The organism is Nocardioides sp. CCNWLW239, assembly GCF_037137035.1.
GTDB lineage: Bacteria > Actinomycetota > Actinomycetes > Propionibacteriales > Nocardioidaceae > Nocardioides.
On sequence record NZ_JBBBNW010000001.1, the window covers coordinates 581830 to 602551 of the forward strand.

At 68.6% G+C, this 20722-nt stretch carries 21 protein-coding genes and 1 tRNA gene; 7 read left to right on the top strand and 15 right to left on the bottom strand.

Translation table 11 applies throughout. The annotated features are described in order from the left end of the window. Positions 1–48: 48 nt before the first annotated feature. The gene (locus WBG06_RS02875) at positions 49–1377 is read left to right on the top strand and encodes a hypothetical protein (protein WP_336734968.1); all 1329 of its coding nucleotides are present in this window, start codon (positions 49–51) and stop codon (positions 1375–1377) included. Between the two features lie 60 nt (positions 1378–1437). On the opposite strand, the gene WBG06_RS02880 is transcribed toward WBG06_RS02875, so the two are convergent. The 5 genes from WBG06_RS02880 to WBG06_RS02900 form a co-directional block, all read right to left on the bottom strand. Then, positions 1438–1746, bottom strand: coding sequence for a WXG100 family type VII secretion target (locus WBG06_RS02880; RefSeq protein WP_336734970.1), 309 nt, complete (start codon positions 1744–1746; stop codon positions 1438–1440). Continuing rightward, complete coding sequence (locus tag WBG06_RS02885) at positions 1746–2087, bottom strand: WXG100 family type VII secretion target (RefSeq protein WP_336734972.1); 342 nt, start codon at positions 2085–2087, stop codon at positions 1746–1748. The genes WBG06_RS02880 and WBG06_RS02885 overlap by 1 nt, the downstream gene beginning before the upstream one ends. 80 nt (positions 2088–2167) lie before the next feature. Then, complete coding sequence (ygfZ, locus tag WBG06_RS02890) at positions 2168–3127, bottom strand: CAF17-like 4Fe-4S cluster assembly/insertion protein YgfZ (RefSeq protein WP_336734974.1); 960 nt, start codon at positions 3125–3127, stop codon at positions 2168–2170. 12 nt (positions 3128–3139) lie between these two features. Beyond that, a complete protein-coding gene (locus WBG06_RS02895) occupies positions 3140–3571 on the bottom strand; it encodes a Fur family transcriptional regulator (RefSeq protein WP_336734976.1) in 432 nt (143 codons plus the stop codon). A gap of 8 nt (positions 3572–3579) precedes the next feature. Next, a complete protein-coding gene (locus WBG06_RS02900; protein ID WP_336734978.1) occupies positions 3580–4083 on the bottom strand; it encodes an FABP family protein in 504 nt (167 codons plus the stop codon). A gap of 60 nt (positions 4084–4143) precedes the next feature. Here WBG06_RS02900 and WBG06_RS02905 point away from each other — a divergent pair, with 60 nt between their 5' ends. Then, a complete protein-coding gene (locus WBG06_RS02905) occupies positions 4144–4503 on the top strand; it encodes a DsrE family protein (protein WP_336734980.1) in 360 nt (119 codons plus the stop codon). 107 nt (positions 4504–4610) lie between these two features. Then, on the top strand, positions 4611–7202 hold the full coding sequence (locus WBG06_RS02910; RefSeq protein ID WP_336734982.1) for a hypothetical protein: 2592 nt from the start codon (positions 4611–4613) through the stop codon (positions 7200–7202). A gap of 7 nt (positions 7203–7209) precedes the next feature. Here the strand turns inward: WBG06_RS02910 and WBG06_RS02915 are convergent, their stop codons facing one another. Beyond that, positions 7210–8268, bottom strand: coding sequence for an alpha/beta hydrolase (locus WBG06_RS02915; protein WP_336734985.1), 1059 nt, complete (start codon positions 8266–8268; stop codon positions 7210–7212). A 113-nt stretch (positions 8269–8381) separates the two neighbouring features. On the opposite strand from WBG06_RS02915, the gene WBG06_RS02920 reads away from it, so the two are divergent. The 3 genes from WBG06_RS02920 to WBG06_RS02930 all read left to right on the top strand — a co-directional run bounded on the left by WBG06_RS02920 (position 8382) and on the right by WBG06_RS02930 (position 12282). Further along, complete coding sequence (locus WBG06_RS02920) at positions 8382–10577, top strand: RNA degradosome polyphosphate kinase (protein ID WP_336734987.1); 2196 nt, start codon at positions 8382–8384, stop codon at positions 10575–10577. Between the two features lie 81 nt (positions 10578–10658). Beyond that, positions 10659–11276 (top strand): DUF47 domain-containing protein, encoded by a 618-nt coding sequence (locus WBG06_RS02925; RefSeq protein ID WP_336734989.1) that lies wholly within the window; start codon positions 10659–10661, stop codon positions 11274–11276. 4 nt (positions 11277–11280) lie between these two features. Then, on the top strand, positions 11281–12282 hold the full coding sequence (locus WBG06_RS02930) for an inorganic phosphate transporter (protein ID WP_336734991.1): 1002 nt from the start codon (positions 11281–11283) through the stop codon (positions 12280–12282). Positions 12283–12381: 99 nt separating this feature from the next. Here the strand turns inward: WBG06_RS02930 and pstB are convergent, their stop codons facing one another. The 5 genes from pstB to WBG06_RS02955 all read right to left on the bottom strand — a co-directional run bounded on the left by pstB (position 12382) and on the right by WBG06_RS02955 (position 17414). Beyond that, positions 12382–13155: a phosphate ABC transporter ATP-binding protein PstB gene (gene pstB / locus WBG06_RS02935; protein ID WP_336734993.1), complete on the bottom strand. Its 774-nt coding sequence runs from the start codon at positions 13153–13155 to the stop codon at positions 12382–12384. A gap of 9 nt (positions 13156–13164) precedes the next feature. Further along, entirely contained in the window at positions 13165–14220 is a 1056-nt protein-coding gene (gene pstA, locus WBG06_RS02940) for a phosphate ABC transporter permease PstA (RefSeq protein ID WP_336734995.1), read from the bottom strand. Continuing rightward, positions 14217–15173, bottom strand: a complete 957-nt coding sequence (gene pstC, locus WBG06_RS02945) for a phosphate ABC transporter permease subunit PstC (protein ID WP_336734997.1) — start codon at positions 15171–15173, stop codon at positions 14217–14219. Before pstC ends, pstA begins: the two co-directional genes overlap by 4 nt. 100 nt (positions 15174–15273) lie before the next feature. Further along, on the bottom strand, positions 15274–16371 hold the full coding sequence (gene pstS / locus WBG06_RS02950) for a phosphate ABC transporter substrate-binding protein PstS (protein ID WP_336734999.1): 1098 nt from the start codon (positions 16369–16371) through the stop codon (positions 15274–15276). Between the two features lie 176 nt (positions 16372–16547). Then, on the bottom strand, positions 16548–17414 hold the full coding sequence (locus WBG06_RS02955) for an NUDIX hydrolase (RefSeq protein WP_336735001.1): 867 nt from the start codon (positions 17412–17414) through the stop codon (positions 16548–16550). 50 nt (positions 17415–17464) lie between these two features. On the opposite strand from WBG06_RS02955, the gene WBG06_RS02960 reads away from it, so the two are divergent. After that, complete coding sequence (locus tag WBG06_RS02960; RefSeq protein WP_336735003.1) at positions 17465–18598, top strand: hypothetical protein; 1134 nt, start codon at positions 17465–17467, stop codon at positions 18596–18598. 14 nt (positions 18599–18612) lie between these two features. On the opposite strand, the gene WBG06_RS02965 is transcribed toward WBG06_RS02960, so the two are convergent. The 4 genes from WBG06_RS02965 to WBG06_RS02980 form a co-directional block, all read right to left on the bottom strand. After that, entirely contained in the window at positions 18613–18759 is a 147-nt protein-coding gene (locus WBG06_RS02965; RefSeq protein WP_165111317.1) for a hypothetical protein, read from the bottom strand. Positions 18760–19164: 405 nt separating this feature from the next. Beyond that, positions 19165–19368, bottom strand: coding sequence for a cold-shock protein (locus WBG06_RS02970; RefSeq protein WP_045548871.1), 204 nt, complete (start codon positions 19366–19368; stop codon positions 19165–19167). A 333-nt stretch (positions 19369–19701) separates the two neighbouring features. After that, a tRNA-Lys gene (locus tag WBG06_RS02975) sits at positions 19702–19777 on the bottom strand. A gap of 31 nt (positions 19778–19808) precedes the next feature. Further along, a complete protein-coding gene (locus WBG06_RS02980; RefSeq protein ID WP_336735018.1) occupies positions 19809–20717 on the bottom strand; it encodes a helix-turn-helix domain-containing protein in 909 nt (302 codons plus the stop codon). Positions 20718–20722 lie beyond the last annotated feature (5 nt).

Consider the following 20722-nt stretch of genomic DNA (forward strand, 5'->3'; position numbering starts at 1 on the left):
GCCGCTTCGCATACAGGACCAGCTGCATACCGAGAAGGAGCCGTACTCATGACGTCCGACGGTGCTGACGCACTCGCATTTCTGAACAGCTGGTTCGAAGCGCGTGGGCGCGACACGTCGGCATCGACCCTCGATGCGTGGAGCATCAGCAAGCACAAGGACGCACGGGTCTTCAGCCCCAGGGGCGGGCGGCGCACGAACCGCCTCCACATGGTGCGGGACGGTCTCGTCGTCGCCTACTCACCGTCGACGGAATCGACCGAAGCGGCGTACGCGCGCATGACGCTCGAGGCGGCCGACACCAGGGAGGACTGCTCCGTGATCTCCGAAACCGAGGCGTTGGCGACCCTGAATGCATGGTTCGCCAGCCATGGCTCGGACGTGTCGGGTTCGACTCCGGAGGTCTGGAACACCTGGAGAGTCCACGATGCGTGGGGATTCGGCCCGGTCGCCGGGCGTACAAACCGTCTCTATCTCGTCCGCGACCTCACCGTCGTCTCGTACGCGCCGACCAGTGAATCGGACGAAGAGGCATATGCACGACTCGACTGCGACCCGAATCCTCCGGGCCTGAGCGAGCCCAAGCCGGTGATGATCGCTGGCGCGATGCCCTTGGATTTGGACGACGGGCTCCACTATTACATTGAGGAGAGGACTCCTCCGTTCGAGCTCGGGCCGATGGTCTACAAGGTCGAGGTCAAATGCGGTCTCGCCGACGCCACGTACTGGGATCCGCAAGACCGGTGCTGGAAACCGTCGCGTCGTCTAGAGCCGTACCGAACGGGACGCGGCGAGGAAAGGCTCTACAGCACCACGGCGCAGGAGGCCGAGCGCTGGCGCCAGAACCGTCAAGAGCGGTGGGAAACAGCAAACCGGAAAGCTACCTCTCCGAACGCGGCTCCGGAAACAGACCAGGCAAACGCCCTCCTCAAGGAGCTCCAGTCGTTTCCAGGCTGGTCGGGGATCAGCTTCCGCGGCATGAGCACCACCGCCGAGTTCGGCAAGGCCGCCCGCACTGCTGTGGCCCGCGGTCTCGTCGCAACGTCACGCGACTCCCGCGTAGCCACCCAGAACTTCACCACACCCGGCGTCTACGCCGTCATGGGAACCGAAGGACGTGGGATCGAATCCGTCTCCCGACGCCCCAAGGAGTTCGAGGTCCTGTTCCTCCCTGGCACCGCCTTCGGAGTCGTCGGAACCATCGACGTCGACGGCTACCCCGTGATCCTGGTGCGCCAAACCAAACTCTCCGCCGAGAACCCCGACATCGACATGACCGACTTCGAGACCCGTGCACGCAACGCCGTCGCCAGCGGACGAGCAGGAGCACAGGTCCCGATCACGTCGCCCGGCAAGTACGTCGGCGACATCGACTGACATGTCCCGGGCGGTGAAAGAAAAACTTCTTTCACCGCCGGCGTCCACACCACCGCGGGCTCAGCCGATGGCGGCGACGTTGCGCACCTCGGTGTCGTGGACCTTCTCGGCGTAGGACGCGACCGCCTGGGCGATCTTGTCCAGGGCGTCCGCGGAGCGGCCGCCGGCGGCGACGAGGGCCGACTGGGTCTGGTCGTGTGCTTGGCGGGAGTGGTCCTCGCCGGTCGTCTGCCAGCCACCGATGAGGGCGTCGACGTCAGCGGCGACCCGGTCGAAGAACGTACGCAGCTCCGCAGCGGTGCCCTCCAGCAGCGAGGCGAGCTGCTGGAGAGCCTGCTCGTCGGCTTCCAGGGTGACGTCGGCTCCCATCAGGACCGTCCGTCCAGCTTGGCCATGACCTGCGTCGACAGCATGCCCTCCAGTGAACGACCAGCGGCGGCGGCGCCTTCGTCGTTGCGCTGGTGAATGAGGTCGATGGCGTAGAGACCACCGGCGTACTCGGCCATCTGCTCGCCGAGCTTCGCGGTGTTCTCGAACCATTCGGTGATGGCCTCGCCGAAACCCTGCGCCGCGCTTCCCTTGAAGGACTCCGTGGCCTCGTCGAGCTTCCCGCCGAGCCCGGTCAGCAGCTCCTGCAGCTCCTTGATGCGTCCCTCGACCAGCTTCGCCGCCTGGGTCTGTTGCCCGACGACGATCCGAATCTCACCCATGCCAACCCCCGAGATCACGGGTCCCGATCACGAACCCTGTGCCCACAGCCTGCCCGAGCAGGCGCGAGTTGACCAGCAGATCAGGACTTCAGCGGGCGGACGTGGAGGCCGATCTCGGGGTCGACGAGGACCTCCTGCGCGACCGGCATGCCGTCCACGACGAGCTGCGCGTCAACAGGTACGTTGCGCTTGACCAGCCCCAACGCGATCGGCCCGAGCTCGTGGTGACGAGCCGACGAACCCACGAAGCCCACAGTCTTCTCCCCGAAGACCAGCTCCGAGCCAGGAACCGGCAGTCGGTTCTCCGAGCCGTCGAGATGGAGCAGGACGAGGCGGCGGGGCGGGCGGCCCAGGGTGTGCACGCGGGCGACCGTCTCCTGGCCGCGGTAGCAGCCCTTGTCGAGATGAACGGCGTACTCCGGTCCGACCACATCCGCGGCACCGGGCACCCAGCCGACCTCGTTGGGGATCGTGCGCGCATCGGTGTCCACGCCGAAGCGCGGCTCGCCGCGCTCGATCCGGAGGGCCTCGAAGGCCCAGAGGCCGCAGGCGGGACCCGCGGCAGCGGCGTACGTCTCCAAGGACTCGCGCGGGACGAACGAGTAGCCCTGCGCGGGACGCCAGACAGATGCCTGCGACGGCTCGAGCGTCACCGTCACGTCGGACCAGAACTTCATCCGCTCCAGGTAGTCGACCAGCGCCGACCCCGCGCCCGGCTCGGTCCACGCCAGAAAGCTGGAGCCGTCGTCGACGCCGGAGAAGAAGTGCTCGACATGTCCCTGCGGCGACAGGACCAGGGCGGAGGTCCAGGTCCCCGGGGCCAGCCCCTCGAACGCCTGCGAGGTCAGCGAGTGCAGCCAGGTCAGCCGGTCGGGTCCGGCCACACGCACCACGTCGCGGTGGGAGAGGTCGACGAAGCCCTCGCCGGACGCCAAGGTCCGCTGCTCCAGGTTGAACGAGCCGTAGTGGGCGGCGACAGGTGCGTCCGCACCATCGCCGGCGACGGCACCGGGCAGGGACAGAAGGGGGCTGGCAGTCATCGTGCTGGGCTCCTAGGTGGGCTTGGCAGAACAGTCGACGCACGCCCCGAAGACGGTCAGATGAGCGACATCTGCTTCGAAGGCGTACTCCTCACGCAGCCGCTCGCGAATTCCGTCGGCCACAGCAGGGTCAACACTGGTGACCTTCTGACACTTCCTGCACACGGCATGAAAATGTGGCCGACCGGAGACCGCGTGGTAGGTCGAGGCCCGCTCGCCCAGGTGGGCGTGCCGCACCAGCCCGAGCTCTTCGAGCACCTCGAGGTTGCGGTAGACGGTGGAGAGGTTGATCGCCGAGGACGACTCACGTACGACCGCGAGCACCTCCTCGGGGGTGGCGTGCCGCAGTCGCTCGACGGCGCCGAGGACCAGCTCGCGCTGGGGCGTGAGGCGATAGCCCTTCGCCCGAAGGGCCTCGCGCCAGTCCTCAGCCGCCTCGGTCATCGCGACGGCTACTTGGTGACGCGCTTGAGCCGAGCCCACAGGTGCGGCTGCAGGGCCTGACCCATCGCGGCCATGTCGTACGCATAGAGCAGGTCGCCCTCGACGTTGCCGTAGAGGCGCTTGCCGGCGGTGTATTCCTTGGCCGTCTCCGTGCGAGCGACCGCGTCGGTGACGACGTCGAGCTTGCCGCCCTCGGCCTTGCCGTACCAGATCTCGACGATGCCGCTGCTGTGCGTCATCACCCACTCGACCTCGCCCTCGGGGCGGAAGCGGAGGAAGCCGGTCTCCAGAGCGGCGTCGCGCACCTTCTCGCCGGTCTCGGGGTCGATGATCCACGAGCGTGCGAAGTAGTGGAAGAACGGTCGCCCGTCGTGGGTGAAGATCAGCTCCTGCCCGAACTCGAACTTGTCGATCGTCGGATAGTCACCGTGCCCGTTGCCCTGCCAGGTGCCGAGCATCCACGCGCAGGGACCGGCATCGGGGTGAAGGTTCTCCGGAAGTTCGAAAGCCACACACCGAGTTTAGGCCGTACGTCGCCACCGACCCGAAACGTAGGCGCTAATGTGCTCGGCATGCAGGAACTCGTGGTGAAGGTGACCGTCGGCGCCGAGGCGCCCGAGCGTACGAACCAGGCCTTCACGGTCGCCTCCGCGGCCGCGACCGCCGGCGCGAAGGTGTCGCTGTGGCTCACCGGTGAGGCGACGTGGTTTGCCGTGCCCGGGCGCGCGGAGGAGTTCACCCTGGACAACGCCGCGCCGCTGCAGGAGCTGATCGGGCTGGTCATCGAGGCCGGTCAGGTCACCGTGTGCAGCCAGTGCGCGTCTCGACGCGATCTGACCGAGGACGACCTGATCAAGGGCGTCACCATCAAGGGTGCGGTGGTCTTCACCGAGGAGATCCTGCGCGACGGCGTTCAGGCGCTCGTCTACTGACGTCAGCACCGGGTCCCGAACTACATTGATGTAGTTCCAGGTAGTAGGCGGGTTAATCCTCTCGGAGACTCCACACGCCCCCTACTTCGCCGTTAGCATTCACCCTCGTGAGTACGCAGACCCCCAGTGGCAAGTGGTGGAGCCGTGATTCGGCCGCCCAGCCGGGTGACGACGAGGACCTGACGGCGCGCGCGGCAGAGCTGGCCCGCGCCGCTGCCGCAGCCGAGTCGCTTCGCATCTCCGCCGAGCAGGCGGCTGCCGAGCAGGCGGCCGAGCGACTGGTGGCCGAGGAGGCCGCCGCCCAGCACGCCACGGCCCGCGCGAAGGCCGACGAGACCGCCAAGCTCCACGCCGAGCTGGCCGCCGACGCCCACCAGGCGCGCGAGGCCGCCGAGAAGGCCGCCGAGGAGTACGCCCGCGCCCGGGTCGAGGCCGAGAAGCTCGCCGACACCCGCGCGAAGGAGCGCGCCGAGGCCGAAGAGGCCGCGGTCGCGCGGGGCAAGGAGCTGGAGGACGCCGAGCGCCGTCTGCTCGAGGCGGCCCGAGCCGCCGAGGAGCAGGCCCGCGCCCGCACCGAGGCCGAGGAGGCCGCCCGCGCCAAGGCCGAGGAGGCCACGGCCGCGGCCACGTCCGCCGCCGAAGCACACGCGAAGGCCGCCGAGCACGCCGAGCTGGCCAAGGCCGCCTACGCCGCCCGCAGCGTCGCCGAGGCGGCCGCCGAGGACCGCCTCGAGGAGATGGACGAGCTCCGCGACGCGCTGGCCGCGGCTGAGAAGGCAGCTCGCAAGGCCGCCGACGAAGCGCGCTCCGCCTATGAGGCACGCAGCGAGGCGGAGGCCGCGGCCGAGGCCGCCTACACCGCCCGCACCGAGGCCGACACCCGTTCCGAGGAGCTCGCGCGGATGCGCGAGGAGGCCGACACGGCCGCCGCCGCCCGTGCTGACGAGGCGCTGGCCGCGTTCACCGCGCGCCAGGCCGCCGAGCAGGCCGCCAACGATCGCGCGACCGAGGCCGAGAAGGCGTCCGCAGCGCGCATCGCCGCCGAGGAGGCGGCGGTCACGATGGCGACGCAGGCCGAGCAGGCCGAGCAGGCTCGCAAGGAGGCCGAGGCTGCTGCCGAGGCCGCCTATGCCGCGGCCGAGGCTGCTGCGACCGCGCGCGCCGAGGCCGAAGAGGCGGCGAAGGAGGCGTTCGAGGAGCGCAAGGCCGCCGACGCCAACGCCGAGGACCACGCGATGACCCGGGCCGCGGCGGAGGCCGCGGCGGCGGACCAGTACGCCGCCGCGGCCGAGGCGCTCGCCGCGCGCACCGAGGCCGAGGAGGCCGCGCTGCGCGCCTTCAAGGCCGCCGACGCCGCCAACGACGCCCGGCTCGAGGCCGAGAAGAGCGCGAAGCAGTACGCCGAGTTCGCTGCTGCGGCCGCTCACGAGGCCAACGAGAACGAGGAGCGCTACCGCCAGCTCACCGAGCTCGCCTCGCAGGCCGAGCAGGCCGCCGAGGCCGCCAACCTCGCCCGGATGGCCGCCGACCAGCGCGCCTCCGAGCACGCCGACCTCGCCGTGCAGGCGCTGGAGGGCCGGCGCGCGGCCGAGCGCGCTGCCACCGAGGCCAACGAGGGCCGTCGCGCGGCGGAGACCGCGCTGCGCACCGCCCACGAGTCGATGACCGAGCTCGTCACCGGCCAGGCCAAGGAGCGCGAAGAGGCCGAGCGCCGGATGACCGAGATGATGAACCGTCTCGCCGACGCCCAGGAGCTGGCGGCCGAGGCCGTGCGGCTACGCACCGAGGCCGAGGAGATCGCCGGCCAGAAGGCGATCGACCGTCAGGCCGTCGAAGCCTCGATCCTGCACAACACCCAGCTGGTCGAGCAGGCCATCGTCGACCGGCAGATCGCCGAGCGCCGCAGCGCCCAGCTCGCCAAGCAGCTCGCCGACCTGCGCGAGGCCGTCATGCTCGCCGTCAAGGGCGGAAGCACCAACAAGCGGGCGATGCAGGCCCTCGAGCTCACCCTGGCCGCGACACCCACGCCGCCCGAGGCCAGCCTCCCCATCCCGGACGCCCCGGCCGAGCGCCTCGTCGTCGAGCCCCTCGAGCCGGTCGAGACCACGGCGCCCGCTCCGGTCGACTCCCCGGCAGCACCCACGGCCGGTCCGCCTACCGCACCCGTGACCCTGCCCGAGCGGCCGACCGCGAAGAAGCAGGGCGACAAGAAGTCTTCGTCCGGTGACCCGCTCGCGGACCCGGTGGACCTGCCCGACACCCCGAGCGATGCGCTCCCCCACCGCTCGAGCGGTTGGCTGGCGGCCGTCAAGCTGGCCGAGTCCGGCAAGTTCCCCGGCGCCAAGATCCCCGGCGCCGACAGCTCCGTGCCCGAGCCCGCCAAGCCCGCCGACGACACCGCCTCCAAGAAGCTCACCGTCCGCACCTTCAAGCCCGAGGACGGCTCGCTCATGACCGAGAGCACCGTCACGGTCACCGAGGAGGGCGTGCTCGACGTACGCAAGGACGAGCAGACCCACACCTACGACCTCTACGACACCCACACCGACATCACCATCAAGGGTGAGCCGGCCACCGACGAGTGGGTCGTCGAGTTCAACACCGACGAGGCCGGTGCGGTCCAGATCGACAAGTCGATGGTCGACCCCGAGGCGTTCCAGCGGGAAGTGCTCCGCTGGCGCCCCGACATGGCCGGCTGAGTCAGCCTCAGAGGTTGTCGCGCAGGACCTGCGCGATCTCGAGCACAGCGGCACGTGACGTACGTCCGGCGCCGACCACGTTCAGGAACCCGTGGATCTGGTCGGCGAAGCGCTTGTGCGCGACCTTGACCCCGGCCTCCTCGAGCTTGGCGGCGTACGCCTCCCCTTCGTCGCGCAGCGGGTCGAACCCGGCGGTCGCGACGTAGGCCGGGGCGACCCCGCTCGTCGGGATCTCCGCGTGCAGCGGGGCGTGGCGCGGGTCGCGGCGGTCGGTGCCCGCGGGCAGGTAGTTGTTCGTGGCCGCCGCGATGAAGTCGGCGGTCAGGTAGAAGCCCTCGCTGAGGTCCTCACGGCTGCGGGTGTTCGCCTCCGACTGCGTCACCGGGTAGATCAGCAGCTGGAACGCGCAGGCCTCCCCGACCGCGAGCGCGACCCCGGCGGCCAGGTTGCCGCCGGCGGAGTCGCCGCCCACCCCGATCCGGGCCGGGTCCGCACCGAGCTCGGCCGCATGCTCGACCGCCCACCGGAACGCCGCGACCGAGTCGTCGTACGCCGCCGGGAACGGCGCCTCCGGCGCCAGCCGGTAGTCGATCGAGAGGATCTTGACCCCCGACTCGCTGGCGAGCAGCCTGCAGGGAGCGTCGTGGCTGTCGAGGTCCCCGAAGATGAACCCGCCACCGTGCAGGAAGACCAGCAGCGGAGCATTGCCCGAGGCACCCTCGGGCACGTAGAGCCGCGCCTTGAGCCCCGCGGCCCACAGCTCCCGCACCGACCCGATCTCCTGACGACCGCCACCCATCTGCGACTGACGCAGCAGCGCCACCCGTCCCTTCGGGATCGGCAGGGTCGACGGGTCCGGCTCCCCCGACACCTTCATCAGCGCCAGCATCGTCTGCGTGTCCACCGCGAGCGTCTGCCCGTCGTACGTCACGGGCTCCCCCACGATCCGCCGCTGCACCGCGGCCGGCAGGTTCATCGCCGTCGCGAACGCCAGCCCCTTGATCGGGGTCAGCACCGGCATCAGCAACGGATCGATCAGGGACGACGCACGCTCGAGAAACGACATGCGCCCAAAACTACCCGCTAGTAGGGACAGGCGTAACAGGTAGTTCGCCAGAGAGTGGGACGTACCGTGGAATCGTCGGTCTCAAACACGCGCTCGGATGAAAGACTGAAACCATGAGTCTCGACCCGCAGGCCCCCACCCGCTCGGCCGAGGACACCGTGAGCCTGACGGCGGTCCCTGACCAGCCCTTCGACGTCGAACCCGAATACATCCCGGATCACGAGGCGCTGGCGGAGGTCGAGAAATACGAGGACCGGTTCCTCGACCGCGAGCTGTCGTGGCTGCGGTTCAACGAGCGGGTCCTGGAGCTCGCCGAGGACGAGACCCTCCCGCTGCTGGAACGCGTACGTTTCCTGGCGATCTTCACCTCCAACCTCGACGAGTTCTTCATGGTCCGCGTCGCCGGGCTGAAGAGGCGGATCGCGGCCGGGGTGGCGGTGAAGGCCGCGTCCGGCCTGATGCCGCGCGAGGTCCTCGAGCTGATCTGGCAGAAGACCCGGGAGCTCTCCGAGCGGCACGCCCAGGTGTTCCGCGACCAGGTGAAGCCGGCGCTGCTCGAGGAGGGCATCCAGCTGCTCCACTGGGAGGACCTCACCCCCGAGGAGGTCAAGGCCTGCAAGAAGCTGTTCAAGGAGCGGGTCTACCCGGTGCTGACGCCGCTCGCCGTCGACCCCGCCCACCCGTTCCCCTACATCTCCGGGCTCTCGCTCAACCTCGCCGTCCGGCTGAGGGACCCGAAGACCAAGAAGAAGCACTTCGCCCGGGTGAAGGTCCCGCCGATCTTCACGCGTTTCGTGCCGCTGGGCAACGACCGCTTCGTGCCGCTGGAAGAGGTCATGGCCGAGCGTCTCTCCAAGCTCTTCCCGGGCATGGAGATCATCGAGGTGCACACCTTCCGGGTCACCCGCAACGAGGACCTCGAGGTCGAGGAGGACGACACCGAGAACCTCCTCACCGCGCTGGAGAAGGAGCTGCTGCGGCGGCGATTCGGCCCGCCCGTACGTCTCGAGGTCCAGGAGTCGATGACCGCCTCGACGCTCGACCTGCTGGTCTCCGAGCTCGGCATCTCCGACAAAGAGGTCTTCAGGCTCCCGGGCCCGCTCGACCTGCGCGGGCTGCACGGCATCGCCGACATCGACCGCGGTCAGCTGAAGTATCCGGCCTTCGTGCCGAGCACCCACCCTGCCCTGGCACCGGTCGAGAGCGCCGCGCCGGTCGACGTCTTCAAGGCAGCTCGGCGGGGCGACGTACTCCTCCAGCATCCCTACGACTCGTTCGCGACGAGCGTGCAGCGCTTCATCGAGCAGGCGGCGGCCGACCCGCGGGTGCTGGCGATCAAGCAGACCCTCTACCGCACCTCGGGCGACTCCCCCATCATCGACGCCCTGATCGACGCCGCCGAGGCCGGCAAGCAGGTGCTGGTGCTGGTCGAGATCAAGGCGCGCTTCGACGAGGTGGCCAACATCCGATGGGCGCGCAAGCTCGAGCAGGCCGGCTGTCACGTGGTCTACGGCCTGGTCGGGCTGAAGACCCACTGCAAGCTGGCGATGGTGGTGCGCGAAGAGCCCGACGGCTCGATCCGCCGCTACACCCACATCGGCACCGGCAACTACAACCCGAAGACCTCCAGGCTCTACGAGGACATGGGGCTGATCACCACCAACGAGGAGATCGGCGAGGACGTCGCCCATCTGTTCAACAACCTCTCGGGCTGGAGCCGGGAGGCGACGTACGGTCAGCTGCTGGTCGCTCCCGACAACGTACGCAGCGGCCTGATCGAGCAGATCCACGGCGAGATCGCCCACCATCTGGCCGGCCGGCCGGCCCGGATCCGGCTCAAGGCCAACTCAGTGGTGGACGAGGCCATCATCGACGCCCTCTACCTGGCCTCGCAGGCGGGCGTGCCCGTGCAGCTGCTGGTGCGCGGCATCTGCGCCCTGCGCCCCGGCGTGGAGGGGCTGAGCGAGACCATCGAGGTGCGCTCGATCCTGGGCCGGTTCCTCGAGCACTCGCGGATCTTCTGGTTCGAGAACGGCACCGCCGACGACGGGGACGGCCCGAGCGCCTGGATCGGCTCGGCCGACATGATGCACCGCAACCTCGACCGGCGGGTCGAGGCTCTCGTACGTCTTCCCACGCCCGAGCTCGTGGCCGAGGTCGGCACCCTGTTCGACATGGCATTCGAACCGACCACGGACGCCTGGGTCCTCGGCCCCGACGGAACGTGGACCCGCAACCATGCGCCCGACCACCTCCAGGCGATGTTGATCACACGGCAGCGCCAGCGCAGGCGCGCCTCGACAGGCTGAACACGCCCTGACTTTCGCCGTGTCAAGCGGACTCGCCTAACATGAGCCCGCAGGTCTGCCTCATCCAGCCAGGAGCCCCTCGTGCGTTTCCGTATCCGCCCGGTCGACACGTCGTTCTACGACCTGTTCACCGAGTCCGCCAACCACCTCGTCGGCGGTGTCTCGCTGCTCGCCGAGATGCTCAGCGACGCAGCCGATCGTGAGGACGTCGCGCGACGGATGCGCGACGCGGAGCATGCCGCTGACGAGACCACCCACGAGATCGTCAAGAAGGTCAACTCGACCTTCGTCACCCCGTTCGACCGCGAGGACATCTACGCCCTCGGCTCCGGTCTCGACGACGTGATGGACTCGATGGACGAGGTCGTCGACCAGATCTTCGTCTACGGCGTCAACATCCTTCCTCCCGAGCTCTCCGACCAGGTCACCGTGCTCCAGCGCTGTGCCGAGCTGACCGCGGCGGCGATGCCGAAGCTGCGGTCGATGAAGGAGCTCTCGGAATACTGGATCGAGATCAACCGTCTCGAGAACCAGGGCGACAAGAACCACCGCCGCATCCTCGCCAAGCTGTTCTCCGGTGAGTACGACGCGATGGAGGTCCTCAAGCTGAAGGACATCGTCGAGTCCCTCGAGGACGCGATCGACGGGTTCGAGAAGGTTGCGAACACCGTCGAGCAGATCGCCGTCAAGGAATCCTGACACCGTGGAACTTGCCATCGTCATCGCGGTGGTCGTCGTCGCCCTGGTCTTCGACTACACCAACGGCTTCCACGACGCCGCCAACGCCATCGCGACCTCCGTCTCCACGCGTGCGCTCACCCCGCGCATCGCCCTGCTGCTCGCGGCGGTGATGAACTTCGTCGGCGCCTTCCTCGGGCAGAAGGTCGCCCACACCGTCTCCGACACGATCACGCCACCATCAGGGGCGCACGGCCTGACCGTCGTGATGGCCGGCCTGCTCGGCGCGATCGCGTGGAACTTGATCACCTGGTACTTCGGCCTTCCCTCGTCCTCCTCCCACGCCCTCATCGGCGGCCTGGCCGGCTCGGCGATCGCCGCCGGTGCGTTCGTCAACTGGATGACGGTGCTGGAGAAGGTCGTCATCCCGATGTTCGTCTCCCCCGTGGTCGCGTTCGGCCTCGGCTTCGGCGTGATGCTCGCGATCATGTGGATCTTCCGCCGCGCGAACCCGCACAAGGCCCAGAAGGGCTTCCGGATCGCTCAGACGATCTCGGCCGCCGCGATGGCCCTCGGCCACGGCCTCCAGGACGCTCAGAAGACCATGGGCGTCATCTTCCTCGCCCTGGTCACCGGCGGCTTCCTCTCCGAGGATGACAACCTCCCGTTCTGGGTGATCGCCGCGGCCGCCACCGCGATCTCGCTCGGCACCATGTCCGGCGGCTGGCGCATCATGCGCACCCTCGGCCGTCGCATCATCCACCTGGACCCCTCGCGCGGCTTCGCCGCCGAGTCGGTCGCCGCTTCGGTGCTCTACACCACGGCGTACGTCTGGGAGGCCCCGATCTCGACCACCCACACGATCACCTCGTCGATCATGGGCGTCGGCGCGACCAAGCGGTTCTCCGCGGTCCGCTGGGGCGTCGCGAAGTCCATCGTAATGGCCTGGGTCTTCACCTTCCCCGCCGCGGGCAGTGTTGCGGCGCTCGTCTATCTGATCTGCCACTTCGTCTTCCAGCTGCCGTAGACGACAACACGCCGAGTCGGCGCATCCGACCCCTCTCGCTCGCTTCGCTTCGCGAGACACGGGGTCAGATGCGCCGACTCGGCTGCATTGTCAGAAGCTTTAGCCGAAGCGACCCGAGATGTAGGCCTCGGTGTCGGGGTTGTCCGGCTTGGTGAACATCTGCTTGGTCGGGTTGAACTCGACCAGGTGGCCCGGCTGGCCGGCAGCCTTCAGGTTGAAGAAGCCGGTGTCGTCGGAGACGCGGGCGGCCTGCTGCATGTTGTGAGTGACGATCACGATCGTGTAGTCGGACTTCAGCTCGTGGATGAGGTCCTCGATCGCGGCGGTCGAGATCGGGTCGAGCGCCGAGCACGGCTCGTCCATGAGCAGCACCTCGGGCTGGACCGCGATCGCGCGGGCGATGCAGAGCCGCTGCTGCTGACCACCGGAGAGGCCCATGCCGGGCTTGCTCAGACGGTCCTTGACCTCGTTCCACAGGTTGGCGCCGCGCAGCGCCTTCTCCACGATCGCGTCCGATTCGGACTTCTTGATCCGCTTGGAGTTGAGCTTGTTGCCGGCGAGCACGTTGTCGTAGATCGACATCGTCGGGAACGGGTTCGGCCGCTGGAAGACCATGCCGACCTTGCGGCGCACGGCCACCGGGTCGACGTTCGGGCCGTAGATGTCCTGGCCGTGGATCGAGATCTTCCCCTCGACGTAGGCGCCGGGGATGACCTCGTGCATCCGGTTGAGGGTGCGCAGGAAGGTCGACTTGCCGCAGCCGGAAGGCCCGATGAAGGCCGTCACCGACTTCGGCTTGATGGACATGGTGACGTCCTCGACGGCCTTGAAGTCGCCGTAGAAGATGCTGGCGTCCTTGACGTGGATGGACATGTGTTACTCCTAGCGCCCGGTCTTGGGGGCGAAGATCGTGCCGACGATACGGGCGATGAGGTTGAGGACCATGACGAGGATGAAGAGCACCAGTGCTCCACCCCAGGCGTACTCGACGCCCTTCTCCGTGGCCTCGGACAGCTGGGTGTAGATGAAGACCGGCACGGTCATCATCGGGCTGTCCTCGAAGGCGTTGGTGTTCAGGTTCGGGTTGAACCCGGAGGCGACCAGCAGCGGTGCGGTCTCCCCGATCACTCGCGAGATCGAGAGCACGACACCGGTGACGATGCCGCCGATGGCGGTCGGGAGCACCATCTTGGTGATGGTGCGCCACTTCGGCACCCCGAGGGCGTACGCAGCCTCGCGCAGGTCGTCGGGGACCAGCTTCAGCATCTCCTCGGTCGAGCGGACGACGGTCGGGATCATCAGCAGCGAGAGCGCGATACCGCCGCCGAACCCGAACCGCGTGCCCGGTCCGACGAGGAGGGTGAACAGCGCGAACGCGAACAGGCCGGCGACGATCGACGGGATGCCGGTCATGACGTCGACCAGGAAGGTGATCGTCTTGGCGAGGCGGTTGCCCTTGCCGTACTCGATCAGGTAGATCGCGGTCATGATGCCGATCGGGATCGAGATCACCGCGGCGATGCCGGTGACGATCAGGGTGCCGATCAGTGCGTGGTAGAGACCGCCCTGCTCGTCGCCGGTGACCGAACGCATCGAGTAGGTGAGGAACTCCGGACTGAGGGTCGCGGCACCCTTGGAGACGACCGTGTAGACCAGCCAGATCAGCGGGATGACCGCGACCGCGAAGGCCGTCCACACCAGCCCGGTGATGAGCTTGTCGGTCGCCGAGCGCCGGTTCTCGACCAGCAGCGCCCACAGCGGGTAGCCGATGAGGAACCCGAGCACGCCGATGACGACGGCGCCCACGATGCCCATGCCGAGCACCAGGGAGAGACCGCCGAGAGCGAGTGCCGCGACGCCGACCAGCCACTGGGCACCCCGTGGGAGCGTGGCGTGGGACAGCTTCGTGTCCTCGTTGGAGAGCTCTGTATTGCTCACTTGGCCCTCCCTCGGGCGACGATCCAGCGGGCGGCTGCGTTGACCAGGAAGGTGAACGCGAAGAGCACGAGGCCGGTCGCGATCAGCACGGAGAGCCGGTCGGGCGTGCTCTCCTTGTAGCCCTGGGCGATGTACGCCGCGATGGTCTGCGGGTTGTTCGTGCCGATGATGAACAGCGAGATGAGGACCTTCGGCGAGACGATCATCGCGAGCGCCATGGTCTCGCCGAGTGCGCGGCCGAGGCCGAGCATGACCGCGGAGACCATGCCGGAGCGGGCGTAGGGGAAGACCGCGTAGCGGATCATCTCCCAGCGGGTCGCGCCGAGCGCCAGCGCCGCCTCCTCGTGCAGACGCGGCGTCTGTGCGAAGACCTCGCGGCAGATCGAGGTGATGATCGGCAGGATCATCACGGCCAGCACGATCGCGGCGGTGAACAGCGTACGGCCGTTGCCGGAGGGCTGGCCGTCGAAGAACGGCAGCCAGGCCATGTTCTCGGCGAGCCAGGCGTGGGTCGGCACCAGGTATCGACCGAGCACCACCGCACCCCACAGGCCGAAGACGACCGACGGGACCGCGGCGAGCAGGTCGATGACGTACGCCACGGGGGTGGCGATCCGCCGCGGGGCGTAGTGGCTGATGAAGAGCGCGATCGCGACACTGAAGGGGACCGCGACGATCAATGCCAGGACGGCTGCGTAGATGGTGGCGAACAGCAGCGGCACGACCAGGCCCAGGAACGAGCCCTGGCCGGTGTAGTTCTGCTCGTCCACACTGAAGCCCGGGATGCCTTCGATGCCCAGGAAGATGAAGACGGCTGCCAGCGCCACCATGATGAGAGTGGCGGCGATGACGGCGAGGCCCCGGAAGACGACATCCCCCATCGAGCCACGGCCGGACAGCTCCGACTTCGTGTCAACGCCAGGGTCGGCGCCGGGGTCAGCGGCGACAGTCACAAGGCATTCCTCGACTTTCTTGTTTCGGTTCTCAAGACAGCCGTACGGGCGGCGGCCGCAGCCACCGCCCGAACGGCGATCAGATCAGACGTATCGGCACTTACTTGATGCCGCCGACGAGCTCGAGCGCCTTGTCGGCGATCTCGCGGTCGAGCGGCGCGGAGCCGGCGTCCTCGGCGGCTGCCTCCTGGCCCTCCTCGGAGAGGATGTACTCCAGGTAGCCCTTCACGTTGGCCGCGTCCTCGGCGTTCTCGTAGGTCGGGCAGGCCAGCAGGTAGGAGACCAGCACGACCGGGTAGACGCCGGCCTCGGTGGTCGTACGCGCGACCTCGACGGCCATGTCGTTGTCGCTGGTGCCGACCGACTTCGAGGCGGCCAGGATCTTCGAGGCGGCCTCGGCGCTCGGCGCGACGAACTCCTCGCCGACCTTGACCTTGACGGTGGCGAGGTCGTTCTCGCGCGCCGCGGACTCGTCCATGAAGCCGATGTAGCCGGCGCCCTGCATGGCGGTCACGACACCGGAGGTGCCGTCGCCGCCCTCGCCGCCCTTGATGGAGGCGGGCCACTCACCGGAGGGCTCCTCGGCCCAGCCACCGGCGGCCGCGAGGTACTCGGTGAAGTTCTCCTGGGTGCCGGAGTCGTCGGAGCGGTGGACCGGGGTGATCGCGCTGTCCGGAAGCGTGGCGTCCGGGTTGGTCGCGGCGATCGCCGGGTCGTTCCACTTGGTGATCTTGCCCGAGAAGATGCCGGCAAGGGTCTTGGGGTCGAGGTTGAGCTCGTCGACGCCCTCGACGTTGAAGACCACGGCGATCGGCGAGACGTACGCCGGGACCTGGATCGGGTCGGCGCCGCACTGCTCCTTGGCCTTGGTCAGCTCGCCCTCGTCGTCGTTGAGCGCCGAGTCGGTGCCGGCGAAGAGGTAGCCGCCGGTCGCGAAGCCCTCACGGCCCGAACCCGAGCCCACCGGCTCGTAGACGACGCTGAGGTCGGGGTTCGCGTCCTGGATGCCGGCGACCCATGCCGCCTGGCCCTTCTCCTGCGAGGAGGCTCCGCCACCTTTGATGGTGCCCGAGAGGGTGCCTTCCCCTTCGCTGCCGCTGTTCTGCTCGTTGGCAGCGCCGCAGGCGCTGATCGAAAGAGCGAGGGCCGCGGCCGTGATGCCCGGGACGAGTGCCCGGCGCAGCGAGGTGGTGTTCACGCAAGTCTCCTGATGATGATGCAGTCGATTCGGAGTTGTCGCGACGACCGTAGGGAGCCGAGGTGGACGGGAAACTCGGTGAAGGTGAACACAGGCTGAACGCGGGATTCAGAGTCGATGGCAAATCGACGTCGGTTCCGGGCACAGGAGATGAACAGCCCGGCCTCGGGCGGCTTTCAGGCCTGAAAGGTCTCCATCGCCAGCACGTCACCGGCGCGTGCGTGGAGCACCATCAGCTCGCCCTTCGCCAGCTTCGGATCACGCACACCCAGCCCGTCGAAGACCCACGGCAGCACCGGTCGGTGCGTGCAGATCACCGTCGGAACCGCCAGATCACGCAGGAGGTCCACGGCCAGGGCCGACACGCTACCCGCTTCCGCGCCCTCCTCGCTCAGCAGTCTCATCTGCTCGAGCGCGACGCCTGCGAGCCCGGCGTACGGCGCGACCGACTGCACGCAGCGGGCACTGGTCGAGGTGATCACCCGGCCGACGTCGTAGGCCATCAGCAGACCGGCCAGGGTGACCGCCTGGGCACGGCCGGTGTCGTCGATCGGCCGCTCCGGGTCCGCTCCCGACCAGGCTGAACGACTGACGGCGGTGGCGTGGCGGAGGACGACGACGGGGACGGTGGGAGGGCGTACGTCCTCGGCCTGCTGCAGCGTGGCCCGGTCGTGCGGGTAGGTGAGCCGGCGACGCGCCTCCTCCACAGGCAGCCAGGCGACATCGTCGATCTCGTCGTTGATCTGGTAGCCGTCGACGTCGTCGTCGGCTCCGGCCGCGGTGCGGCCGACCCAGTAGTGGACCACCTTCTGCCCCGCTTCCACGGGATAGCGCTGCCGCTGGAGCGGGCGGCCGAGCGCGACCCGCAGGCCGGTCTCCTCCCGCACCTCACGGATCGCGGCCACCGGCACCGACTCACCGGGGTCGACCTTGCCCTTGGGGAAGGACCAGTCGTCGTACTTGGGTCTGTGGACCAGCACCACCTCGGGCTGGTCGTGGTGCTCGCGAAAAACCACTACGCCGGCGGCCGGGATCTCGGGCATGCGCACAGGGTATGTCGGATGGACGACGAGTTCGTCTAAGGTTCGTCGGGATGCTCCGCACCCCCCAGCTTCTCGACCGTCCCCGGATGTGGGCCGGTCGCTCGTCCCGAGTCGTACGCGCCCACCCCCTGGTCACCATCGCGGTGGGCGTCGTCGTCGTCGCGCTCGTGATCTTCCTGGCCCGTGCCTGGGCGACCCGCGGAGGCGACCTCGACGAGGCCCTGCGGCTGGCCCCTGCCGAGGCGACGCGGGTCTCGTTCACCGACTGGGCGGCGATCCGCGAGAACGTGGGTGCCGACCTCGATGCCGACTCCACGCCGGCGGAGGTCCACGAGATGATCGACGAGGCCTATACGAAGGACCTCACCTCGACCTCGGTGCTACCCGACGCCTCAGGGCTGCTGCAGCAGCACTTCGGCTGGTCGCCGGCGACCCTCGACTGGGAGCTCTACACCCAGTCCACCGAGGGCGCGCTGATGACCGCGCACCTCGAGGGGATGGACGCCGACCATCTCGTCGACCAGCTCACCTCGATGGGGTTCACCGCTCCGGAGAAGGACCCGGCCGACGGTGGCGTCTGGGACGGCACCCTGGTCCCGTTCTCCAGCTTCACCGACTCCGGGATCGACTCGACGATCACCCCGCAGCTCACCTACATCGCCTTCGTCCCCGAGCGGAACCTCATCCTGGCCTCGGACGGCCGGCGCTACCTCAGCGACCAGGTCGAGAACCTCGGCGAAGGCGACCTGCACGAGCCGATGACAGAGGCGGCCGACCACCTCGGGGACCCGCTCTCGGCGTTCGTCTACGACGGCGACTTCACGTGCAGCGAGATCGGGCTCGGTGGCGCCTCGGCCGCGGACCAGGACCAGGCCGACGGCCTCGTGGACGCCGCCGGCGACATCAACCCGATCGCCGGCTTCGCGATGGCGGCCGAGCCGTCCGGCGACGTACGCGTCGCGATGTCGTTCGAGAACGACGACCAGGCACGCACCAACGCCGACACCCGGGCCAAGCTCGCCGTCGGACCGGCGCCCGGCCAGGGCGGCACCTTCGACGAACGGTTCGAGCTCGGCAAGGTCGCCGCCGATGGCGCAGTCGTCACCATGGAGCTGGAGCCGAAGGACGGCACCGCCGTGCTCTCCGACCTCGCGAACGGGCCGCTGCTCTTCGCGACCTGCTGAGGACCGTAGGTCCGTTAGGGGATGATCCCCAGGATGCGGTCGATCTCCTCCTGGGAGAGGTGATCCTCGGACTCGCTGGCGGCCACGATGAGGTTGGTGGTGAGCTCGACCTCGAGGAGCAGCTCGGGATCTTCCAGCGTCACATCGAACTGGTCAGCCACGCCCGCCTCCTCACCCTAGAGCTCGTCTTCACATCATCGCCCAGTCTCGGTGGATCTGCGCGCTGATCCAGCAAGAACCATCAAAAGTTGTCACATCAAGCGTGACACAGAAGCCTGAGAGGGCTCCAATCAGACCAGATCCGCCGATGGCCGCCGTCGCGAGCGCCATCAGACGGGTGTGATGGCAAAGGCCACTACGTTCAGACCTCGCCGCGATGGCATACCGGGTGTCTGTCGAGCGGCGGCAACGCCGCCAGCGCGCCCGTATGGTGGCGCGTAGCAGGCGGAGAGCGGCGGATGTGGGCTGAGACCACGAGGCCCCAGCCGGACGGCTGGGGCCTCGTTGCAGATGATCAGTGTCGGCTCACGCCGAACCCGAGATCGTCTTGAATATCCGCGAGTCTCTCAGAGAGGACGAACGTTCTCCGCCTGCGGACCCTTCGGGCCCTGCGTGACGTCGAACTCGACCTTCTGGTTCTCGTCCAGCGACTTGTAGCCGTTGGTCTGGATCGCAGAGTAGTGCACGAAGACGTCGTCGCCGCCGTCCTCCTGCGCAATGAAGCCGAAACCCTTCTCGGCGTTGAACCACTTAACGGTGCCCTGAGCCATCTGCTCGTTACTCCTTAGTCGGGGCGAGAGGCCACCAGGTTCGGTAGCCCCGCATCAGGGGCGGGTGACACGTCGCTCCGACCTGTGGTCCCGGACCGGGGTCCGAGCGGGCACAGAGCAGAAACGCCGTTGGATCACAAACTCCGCAGGCGTCAGACCTTCTGGAACTTGCACCTGATGCGGGAGTGACATTAGCAACTCGCGGGCCCGTGCGAACCCCCCTTGGCCGATCGTTTTACGTGCGAAGGGGTGAAGGTTGCGCAACTCGGCCGTGAAACGCCGGCTCGCGGACGGCCGAAGACCCCCGCCCGAGGCCCGGGCAGGGGTCTGGTCTGGTAGGCCGTGTCGGTCTCGAACCGACGACCCATGGATTAAAAGTCCACTGCTCTACCAACTGAGCTAACGGCCCGCCGGGAGTCTACCGGAGCAGCGGTCTACTCCTATTCGCGGACGCCCTGCGTCGACGCTCGGCCGCGCTCGCTGTTGATCGTGGCGCAGCGCTCGGCGGCGGCCTCACCGGTCAGCGCTTGCTCGAGCAGCAGCTTCGCCCAGCTCTCATAGCGGGCGACCTCGACCGGGTCGGCGATCTCGAGGTCGCCGGCACTGGTCTCGACGGTGACGATCCGGCCGCGCTGGTCCCAGCCGTGCTGGACCAGGACGGGGAAGTGAGTGAAGGGAACGATGCCGATGGTCGCCTGGGTGGTGGTCGCCAGCTTGGCGATGTGATCGATCTGGGCGCGCATGATGTCGGGCGAGCCCACCAGGTGATGCAGGGCCGCCTCCCCGACCAGGAGGGTGATCGACCTGCCGGGCTCGTAGAGGATCGCCGAGCGGCGGAGCCTCGCCGCGATCACGTTGGAGACCTCGCCGGGATCGGCGTCGCGGTCGCTCGAGCCACCCGCCAGCGCGAGCAGGGCGCGCGCGTAGTCGGGCGTCTGCAGCAGCTCCGGGACGCTGTGCGGCTGGAAGCTGGTCAGGACCTTCGTGGCCGCCTCGGTCGCTGCGTACGCCTCCTGGTGCTGCTCGGCACCCCCGGTCGGCTGAGCGTCGCGGAACGCAGCCTCCTCGAGCTCGGCACGGGTGTGCAGCGCGAGCAGCATCCGCTTGCTGGCGCCCACAGCGGCCGCCCAGGCTCGGACCTCGGCGGCGGAGATCGACTGTCGACCCGACTCGATCTTGGACACCTTCGGCTGGGACCAGCCTGCCCCCAGGGCGGCCGCCAGATCGATCCCGGTCAGGCCGGCGGCACGGCGGGCGTCCCGGAGCGCCTCGGTCAGCGCTTCGCGGGCTCGACGGTCAGGGCGGGGCACGATGGCGGCCTCCTTCGACAGGGTGCTCGGGTCGGACACGACCA

Excerpts from the sequence above, each read along its gene's own strand:
- WBG06_RS02875 (WP_336734968.1), top strand. The coding sequence starts at position 49 with ATGACGTCCGACGGTGCTGACGCACTCGCATTTCTGAACAGCTGGTTC.
- WBG06_RS02880 (WP_336734970.1), bottom strand. The coding sequence starts at position 1,746 with ATGGGAGCCGACGTCACCCTGGAAGCCGACGAGCAGGCTCTCCAGCAG.
- WBG06_RS02885 (WP_336734972.1), bottom strand. The coding sequence starts at position 2,087 with ATGGGTGAGATTCGGATCGTCGTCGGGCAACAGACCCAGGCGGCGAAG.
- ygfZ (WP_336734974.1), bottom strand. The coding sequence starts at position 3,127 with ATGACTGCCAGCCCCCTTCTGTCCCTGCCCGGTGCCGTCGCCGGCGAT.
- WBG06_RS02895 (WP_336734976.1), bottom strand. The coding sequence starts at position 3,571 with ATGACCGAGGCGGCTGAGGACTGGCGCGAGGCCCTTCGGGCGAAGGGC.
- WBG06_RS02905 (WP_336734980.1), top strand. The coding sequence starts at position 4,144 with ATGCAGGAACTCGTGGTGAAGGTGACCGTCGGCGCCGAGGCGCCCGAG.
- WBG06_RS02915 (WP_336734985.1), bottom strand. The coding sequence starts at position 8,268 with ATGTCGTTTCTCGAGCGTGCGTCGTCCCTGATCGATCCGTTGCTGATG.
- WBG06_RS02920 (WP_336734987.1), top strand. The coding sequence starts at position 8,382 with ATGAGTCTCGACCCGCAGGCCCCCACCCGCTCGGCCGAGGACACCGTG.
- pstB (WP_336734993.1), bottom strand. The coding sequence starts at position 13,155 with ATGTCCATCCACGTCAAGGACGCCAGCATCTTCTACGGCGACTTCAAG.
- WBG06_RS02955 (WP_336735001.1), bottom strand. The coding sequence starts at position 17,414 with ATGCCCGAGATCCCGGCCGCCGGCGTAGTGGTTTTTCGCGAGCACCAC.
- WBG06_RS02960 (WP_336735003.1), top strand. The coding sequence starts at position 17,465 with ATGCTCCGCACCCCCCAGCTTCTCGACCGTCCCCGGATGTGGGCCGGT.
- WBG06_RS02970 (WP_045548871.1), bottom strand. The coding sequence starts at position 19,368 with ATGGCTCAGGGCACCGTTAAGTGGTTCAACGCCGAGAAGGGTTTCGGC.